Annotated in this window: 7 protein-coding genes; 5 read left to right on the forward strand and 2 right to left on the reverse strand. The window is 36.3% G+C overall.

Annotation, left to right across the window (positions count from 1 at the left end):
• Positions 1–28: 28 nt before the first annotated feature.
• Positions 29–274 carry a hypothetical protein gene (locus tag M0P98_04565; protein ID MCK9266143.1) on the forward strand — a complete coding sequence of 82 codons (246 nt, stop codon included), beginning with the start codon at positions 29–31 and terminating at the stop codon, positions 272–274.
• 58 nt (positions 275–332) lie between these two features.
• Entirely contained in the window at positions 333–1,925 is a 1,593-nt protein-coding gene (locus tag M0P98_04570; GenBank protein MCK9266144.1) for a glycoside hydrolase family 55 protein, read from the forward strand.
• A 66-nt stretch (positions 1,926–1,991) separates the two neighbouring features.
• On the opposite strand, the gene M0P98_04575 is transcribed toward M0P98_04570, so the two are convergent.
• On the reverse strand, positions 1,992–3,569 hold the full coding sequence (locus M0P98_04575) for a L,D-transpeptidase family protein (protein ID MCK9266145.1): 1,578 nt from the start codon (positions 3,567–3,569) through the stop codon (positions 1,992–1,994).
• 66 nt (positions 3,570–3,635) lie between these two features.
• Positions 3,636–3,827, reverse strand: a complete 192-nt coding sequence (locus M0P98_04580; protein MCK9266146.1) for a ferredoxin — start codon at positions 3,825–3,827, stop codon at positions 3,636–3,638.
• A 161-nt stretch (positions 3,828–3,988) separates the two neighbouring features.
• Between M0P98_04580 and ileS the strand changes: the two genes are divergently transcribed.
• The 3 genes from ileS to M0P98_04595 are packed head-to-tail and all read left to right on the forward strand — an operon-like array spanning position 3,989 to position 7,795.
• Positions 3,989–6,724, forward strand: a complete 2,736-nt coding sequence (gene ileS, locus M0P98_04585) for an isoleucine--tRNA ligase (protein ID MCK9266147.1) — start codon at positions 3,989–3,991, stop codon at positions 6,722–6,724.
• A 4-nt stretch (positions 6,725–6,728) separates the two neighbouring features.
• Positions 6,729–7,214, forward strand: coding sequence for an NYN domain-containing protein (locus M0P98_04590; protein MCK9266148.1), 486 nt, complete (start codon positions 6,729–6,731; stop codon positions 7,212–7,214).
• Positions 7,211–7,795: a hypothetical protein gene (locus M0P98_04595; GenBank protein MCK9266149.1), complete on the forward strand. Its 585-nt coding sequence runs from the start codon at positions 7,211–7,213 to the stop codon at positions 7,793–7,795. Before M0P98_04590 ends, M0P98_04595 begins: the two co-directional genes overlap by 4 nt.
• Positions 7,796–7,964: the final 169 nt, after the last annotated feature.

Genomic DNA, 7,964 nt, shown 5'->3' on the forward strand with positions numbered 1-7,964 from the left:
AATATTCACCTCAAAGGAGGTGGGTAGAATGAAGAAGGAGTTAGAGATGAAGACGAGGCAACAAATAGGGAAGGTGGTAGCAAAGAGATATCAACGAGCAACGAAAAGAGAGATTGTTCTTTTGCAGGGTAAACTATATAATATGGCTATAAAAAAACTCTTTATAATAGAACAAAGGAGCTTAAAACTGAACCTACTTTTAAATAGAAATATTAATGCGGCAACGGGTTTGAAAGTAGTTCTATCAACGCTTAACAATGCTCTTCCTTTGTGATTTTTTGTTGACATAAAACCGCTGTCAACGTAAAGTAGAAAGGGAAGAAGGAGTGATTATGTTTTTTAAAGACCTACTGCTCTTTTTCTTATTGGTGCAGAGTTTAATTCTGATTTTCAGCGAAAAGAACGCCTCAGGGCAGATTGTTTCTCAGGACAGAATATTCCCTGATGCCTGGCAGAACGCCGGAAGCACAATAGATACCAGTCTGCAACAACTTGTTATAAATGTAAGAGACTTTGGAGCAACAGGTAACGGAAAAATCAACGACTACCCTGCTGTTGATTCTGCTATATCCTCTTTAAAAGGAGTTGGAGGAGTAATCTTTTTTCCGGAAGGGACCTACCTGATAAAATCTCCCTTGAATATACCTTCAGGGGTTGTATTGCGGGGTGAATTCCCGAAGAAAAGCCTGCTGATTTTTGATTTTGTTGGAGATGCTATAAAAATATTTGGGAAAAACGTAAATAACTGGACACCTTTAATCTTACCATCCGATATGCATTCAGACAGAATAAGTGTTTCCAACCCGAACCTTTTTTCTGTTGGAGGTTATGCTGTTATAAGACAGGCAAACGACCCTTCCTGGAATATAAAAGACAGGTGGGCAGAATATTCTGCTGGACAGATTATAAATATAACCGATATTAAAGGGAATATCCTCTTTCTTGAAAGACCTTTACGGCATAACTATTCGCTGAAAAGAAACCCTGAGATAGGACCTTTTATCCCAAACGAAAGAAGCGGTGTGGAGAATCTTAAAATAGAAAGACGCATCTCCGGTACCAACAGAGAGAGGGATAACAAACATACCATACACTTTTATTGCGCCTCCAACGGTTGGGTAAAAGGAGTTCACAGCTATAAGGCTTTCGGTAGTCACATTGCTATCACCAACAGTACAAAGGTAGAGGTTACAGGATGCTTCTTTGATGATGCCTGTGAGTATGATACAGGGGGGTCAGGTGGCGGGGTGAGGGTTCAGTCAAGAAGCGGAGAATGTCTGATAGAGAATAATATATTCAGAAAGTTAAGACATTCTATCTTATTGCAATCAGGAGCTAACGGAAACGTTTTTGGTTATAACTACTCCTGTGAAACAAGAAGCAGTTCACACCCGAACTTTGCCGGAGATATATCTCTCCACGGGAACTACCCCTACGCTAACCTTTTTGAAGGGAATATAGTAGAACATATCTGGATAGACCGTTCCCACAAGGGAAGAAACGGGCCCTTCAACACCTTCTTTAGAAACAGGGCAGAAAAGTGCGGCTTTAATATGTCAGACCATAAAGCAGACAACCAGAATATAATAGGTAATGAACTTTTTGGGGGGAATATCCTGTCAAAAATGGCTGTTGGAAACGGATACAGATTAGCAGGAAAAGGACATTTTACTTATGGCAACAATACGATTGCCGGCGGGTTGCAACCGGCTAAAACGAAGGACTTAACTGATTATTCGTACTACTTAAACAGCAACCCTGAAGAAATTCCGGAGAAACCAGAATGGTGGACAATTCCAGACGCTTTCCCGGTTATTGGTCCGCCTCACCCGCTTAAACCTCTTAAAAACAATCCTGCCAGGGCAAGATATATTGCAAATAAACCTATACCTTGCCTAAACAACCCAACCGAAAGCAAAAAATAATGGAATATATTCTTTAAGAGAGGTAATTCAAGAAAATAACTCTTGTAGTAGCTTATAATTTAAATCTTAAATAACTTCCTCAGCTATAACCTTCCAGTTACCTGCACGTTTTACCATATACAGTATTTTTGAAGTGGTGGAAGAAAAATTGCTTGCTTTATATTTCTGTCTGAAAAATACGAGAGTCATCTCTCCAAAAGGAGTTTTACCGTAAGGAAGTATCTGCACATCAGAAAGTTCAACATTAATATATGTTTTCCCTTTATTGACTCCTGCCTTATAAATCTTGTACTGTTTCTTATCTTTACCGCCAGAGTAGAAAGCCTCATCGTAAGTTGCCATATACTTATCTATATCCAAACTTTCCCAACCTGTTTTCCATTTATCAACAGAAGCCAAAACATCATTAAATAATTTAGGTGTAAGTTGAGCTAAATTGTCTTCAATAGAAATAAAAGTCTTTCTTGCAGTTATATATTCCATAAGAGATTTTAGGTCGTTATCATTTAAGACAATACATCCTTCGCTATTATAGGGGGGTCTGTCTATTGGGGTTCCGTGTAACCAAATCCCGTTCCCGCTTCTCTTTAACCTTCTGTCGATATGGTTGGGATAATTCATTGGGTACGCCGCTATTCCATATTTTGCTGGGAGAGAACTTCCATCTATTTTAGATGTAAGAAGGTAAGCGCCATGAGGAGTCTTTTCATCACCTTGCAACTCTTTTGGACCTGAGTTTTTACCAGTAGTGACTGGGAATTTTTTAACTATTTCCATACCTTTATTATCAACATTATACACAAGGAGTTCTTGTTTTCCTTTGTTTACATAAAGAAACGTGTAAGGGATAATTCCGGGCATTACAATAGGTTTTTCAGCAACTGGTTTGGTTACAGGGGAAGGTTTCTCGATAGGAACTTTTTCTTCAAGAGTCTTTTTTGATAAGAGTTGAGATATTTTTTCTTTCTCTCGGGCTGCAAATTCCTGTCTCTTCTGTTTACTGTAAAGAGAATACCGCAACTTGTGAAGTTCAACGCTATCACCCTCTTTGAGCCCTTCATTAATATACAATTCAGCTTTCTTATAGTCACCTCTCTGGATAAGAGCAAGCCCAAGATAATAAAAAAGGTCTTCTTCTTTAACATTTTTCGAGTGGGCTTTTTCAAGAGATTCTATACCTTCTTCATGCCTGTTCATACCAAGATATAGCCTACCAAGCTGGTACCAATAATCACCGTTTTCAGGGGCTATCTTTAGGATTGCAGAGGTAAGTACAATCCTTTCTGTGGGATGTTTTGCTTGTGAGATAAGATGTTCAAGGTGTTCGATTGCCTTTGCTTTATCTTTAAGCATAACCTCAAGAAGCAAATTATCTCCTTCTTTTTCCATACTCATATTATGAAACAATAGAGCAAGTTCTATTTTGGATTCTGATTCACCTCTCCTAATTTTAAGTATAGAGGCGTACTCATTAAGCAACTCTTTATTGCCCGGACTTTTTTTTATTGCCAACTTATATTCTTTAAAAGCCAGTTCAATATATTTTCTTGCTCTGTTTTCAGGGTTAGAATTAGAAATAATCAAGAAAGATATAACAAATACAGCCACAAAAATAATAAATAACGAAAGTATTACCTTTTTCATTTAAAATAAAAGTCGTTCTATATTAAATAAAACAATCCCACAAAAACCTTATGTGGAACTGAGAACTTACTCTTCTATTGTTATAGCTTCTGCTGGACAACTTTCCTGTGCATCTTTTGCTTCCTCAAGAACATCATCAGAAACATCTGTTGTCTTAACTATAGCTTTATCGTCTTTCATTTCAAAAACTTCTGGGCAAATATCCACACACAACCCGCATCCTGTACACTCTTCTACATCAATAGTTATTTTAACCATTTTCTTCTCCTCCTAAATATATATATTACGTTTTAAAAACTTCCTAAATTTTCTGTTAGTTAACTATGTATGGTAAAATATGTAAAATTCTTAACTATTATAACAATATTATGTAATTACGTAAAGAGAGAAATAAATTTATAGCAAAAAGGGAGTTTCAAATGGAAGATTTATCTAAAACAGTGCTTCTACCTAAAACATCGTTTCCAATGAAAGGAAACCTTAATCAAAAAGAACCAGAATTTCTTAAATTGTGGGATTCACAGGATATTTACCAGAAGATGATTAAAAAAAATCAAAACAACGAATATTATCTTTTGCACGATGGCCCTCCTTATGCTAATGGACGTATACATCTTGGAACTGCTCTAAACAAAATTTTGAAAGATGTGGTTGTAAAACATAAATCATTAAGAGGGTTTTATTCTCCTTATAAACCAGGATGGGACTGTCACGGTATGCCTATAGAACACCAGATATTTAAAAAAATGAAGGTTGGAAAAGGTGAAGTTGACGCAATAAAGTTCAGAAAACAAGCAGCAGAATACGCAAAAAAATTTATGTCTATACAGAGAGAAGAGTTTCGTAGGTTGGGTGTACTTGGAGAATGGGAAAACCCGTACTTAACTCTTAATTACGAATATGAGGCTACAATTGTAAAGGCTTTCTGGGACTTATATTCAGAAGGGTATATACACCAATCATATAAACCTATATACTGGTGTATCTCTTGCGAAACAGCCCTTGCTGAAGCAGAAATAGAATACGAAAACATTCCGTCTGCCTCAATATATATAAAGTTCCCTGCAGTTAAAGTTCCAGAAGGACTAAACAATACAAACCTCTATTTTCTGGTATGGACTACCACCCCTTGGACTCTTCCCGGCAACACAGCTATAGCTGTCCACCCGGACCTTGAATATGTGGTTGCAGAGGTTGATGACAACAGGTATATCCTTGCTAAAAACCTTGTGGAGACTGTTTTTACAAAGATTGAAGCAAAAACGTCTATAAAAGAAAGTTTTAAGGGCTCAGAACTTGAAGGGTGTAAATATAGGCACCCGTTCCTAAACAGAGAATCTAAAGTTATACTTGCAAATTTTGTTTCATCTGAAGATGGTACTGGTTGTGTTCACATAGCGCCAGGACACGGAGAAGAAGACTATTACGCTGGCACAAAAAATAATCTTGAAATCTTATCTCCAGTTGATGAAAAAGGTAGGTTCACAAAAGAAGTGGAAGAGTTTGAAGGAATAAAAGTTTTTGATGCGGACCCTAAAATAATAGAGACCCTACAAAAAGAAGGAACTCTTTTTTACAGTGAAGAACTCGAACATTCATACCCACATTGTTGGAGATGTAAACGACCTGTTATCTTTAGAAGTACAAAACAATGGTTTTTAAAGATCGACCAGAACAACCTCCGCGAAACCTTAAAAGAAGAGATACAAAAAGTAGTATGGGTCCCTGCGGAAGGTAAGAATCGTATAGGTTCAATGGTAGAGACAAGACCAGACTGGTGCCTTTCAAGGCAAAGGTTGTGGGGAGTTCCGATACCAATTTTCTACTGTAAAGAATGCGGTAAACCAGTGATAACAAAAGAAACGATAAATAGAATAGAAGATTTAATAAAAAAACACGGTGCTGACGTGTGGATGGAGAAAGACGAAAAAGAACTACTGCCAGACAATTTCCAATGTCCACACTGTAAAGAGAAAGATTTTGTAAAGGAGAAAGATATACTTGATGTATGGTTTGACTCTGGAGTCAGCCATCTTGCTGTTTTAAAAAACAATCCTGAGTTAAGATGGCCAGCTAACCTTTATTTGGAAGGAAGCGACCAACACAGAGGATGGTTCCAAACATCTCTCATAACTTCCTGCGGGATAGAGAAAAAAGCTCCATATAAAACCGTTTTAACACACGGCTTTGTGGTTGACGCAGAAGGAAGAAAAATGAGCAAATCTCTCGGTAATGTCATAACCCCTGAGGAACTAATAAAAAAACACGGTGCTGAAATAGTACGTATATGGAGTATCTCTGAAAACTACCAACAAGATATACGTATATCTGATAACATCATAGATAACGTTGTTATGACCTACAAAAGAATAAGGAACACTTTTAGGTTTCTATTAGGAAACCTTTATGACTTCCTACCATCAGAAGCCCTTCAATATGACCAACTTGAAGAGGTTGACAGATGGGCTATTGAAAAGTTGCAACAACTGCTTAATAAGGTTTCAGAATATTATGATATTTTTGCTTTAAACAAGGCGTATGAAGAAATACATAATTATTGTAACCTGTATCTTTCTTCTTTTTATCTTGACCATCTCAAAGACCGCCTTTACACGTACGGTAAAAATTCAACAGAAAGAAAAAGTGGTCAGACAGCCCTATATCAAATATTGATGGCTCTCTTAAAAATTTTAGCCCCAATAATATCTTTTACCACAGAAGAAGCGTATCAATCAATACCTTGGCAAAACAGAAAAGAGAGTATTTTTCTTGAAGAATGGCCAGATTTAAAAGAACCAAATAATATACTTCTTGAAAAATGGGAAAGTTTTTTTGAATTTCGGAAAAAAGTTCTAAAAAAGATTGAAGAAAAACGTGAAGAGAAGATAGTAAGAGGTAGTCTTGAAGCAAAAATAACCATATCAGGAGACAAGGAGTTAATTTCTTTCCTCAAAACTTTTGAAAATATTGAGGGTCTATTTATTGTTTCAGAGGTTACACTTAAAGAAACAGAAGAGACAGAAATTGTTGTTGAGAAAACCTCTTTAAAAAAATGTAACAGGTGCTGGATACATTTTCAAGAGACTACTCCAAACAAAGAATTCCCTGATGTTTGTAGCAAGTGTATCAAGGCTATAGAAGAGAACCTGAAATAGTAAGATGGAATATATAATAGATGCATACAACCTCATAAAAAGCAGTTTTTTAAAAAAATATGAAGGTGACCAAAAAAATAGAGGCGTTGATATTCTTCTTTATATGCTTTCAGAATATAGACGTAAACACCCTTCAACCATTTTTACTATTGTAATTGATGGATTTTTGGATATACAGTTTCCTGACAAAAAGATAAAAATCCTTTTTTCACATAAACTAACTGCCGACGAAATAATAAGAGAAATACTTGAACACAATATACAAAAAAACATCGCAAGAACAATAGTATCAAATGATAGAGAAGTTCAAGCCTGCGGTATAATACTTGGTAGTAAAGTGTTAAGCATTGACGGTTTTATACAGTTAATATGCCCACCAACACCAAAAACAACAACAAAACACCAAGATAAATCGTCTTTAGATGTCAACAAAATTCAGATAGAAGATGAACTTAAAAAATTTTACGAAAGTAAAGGGGAAAAAGAATGACAACAAAACTTGAAAAGAAACTTAAAACGCTCTTTGATAAAGAAGATGCCGTTAGAGAAAAATCTTTAAAATTATCTCGTGAAGTAGGTCGCATGGCAGCAGATTCGATTAAAAAGATTCACCAACGCAATTTCAAAGAGGCAGAAGAAGAGATACAAGAAGCTTTACTTATACTTAAAGAAGCAAAAAAAACTCTAAAGAGTTGCCCTGAAATATTTTATGCAGGGTTTCTTCACGCTTCAGAAAAAGAACTTGCTGAGGCTGTTGTTACGTTTCATATTATTAAGAACGGTAAAATACCCGACCCTGATAAATATGGTTTTGACTATAAAAGTTTCCTTCACGGTATGTGCGAGAGTAACGGTGAATTGAGAAGGTATATGCTTGACGAGATGAGAAAAGGTGAAATAGAAAAATGCGAAAAGATGCTTGATATGATGGATGATATTTATTACTTCCTTCTAAATTTTCAATATGCTGACGCTATAACCCGTTCATTAAGGCGTCAGGTAGATTATGTAAGAAGTATGTTAGAAAGAGCACGTTCCGAAGTAACTCTTGCAAAAATAAATATGAGATAAAAGAGGTAAAAAAGTATGGGGTGTCTACTCACTCTGGAACTACGGCGCATACACCTTCTACACAACAATCGGGCACTCTGAGAACTTACCCTTCTGCATATAAAGCATCTCCGAAGGGTTCAACAGGCTCAGAGTAGGGGAACAAAAGGCTTGAACCTTTTGTTAACAG

The sequence above is a fragment of the bacterium genome (assembly GCA_023230585.1).
In the GTDB taxonomy this organism is placed as follows: domain Bacteria; phylum Ratteibacteria; class UBA8468; order B48-G9; family JAFGKM01; genus JALNXB01.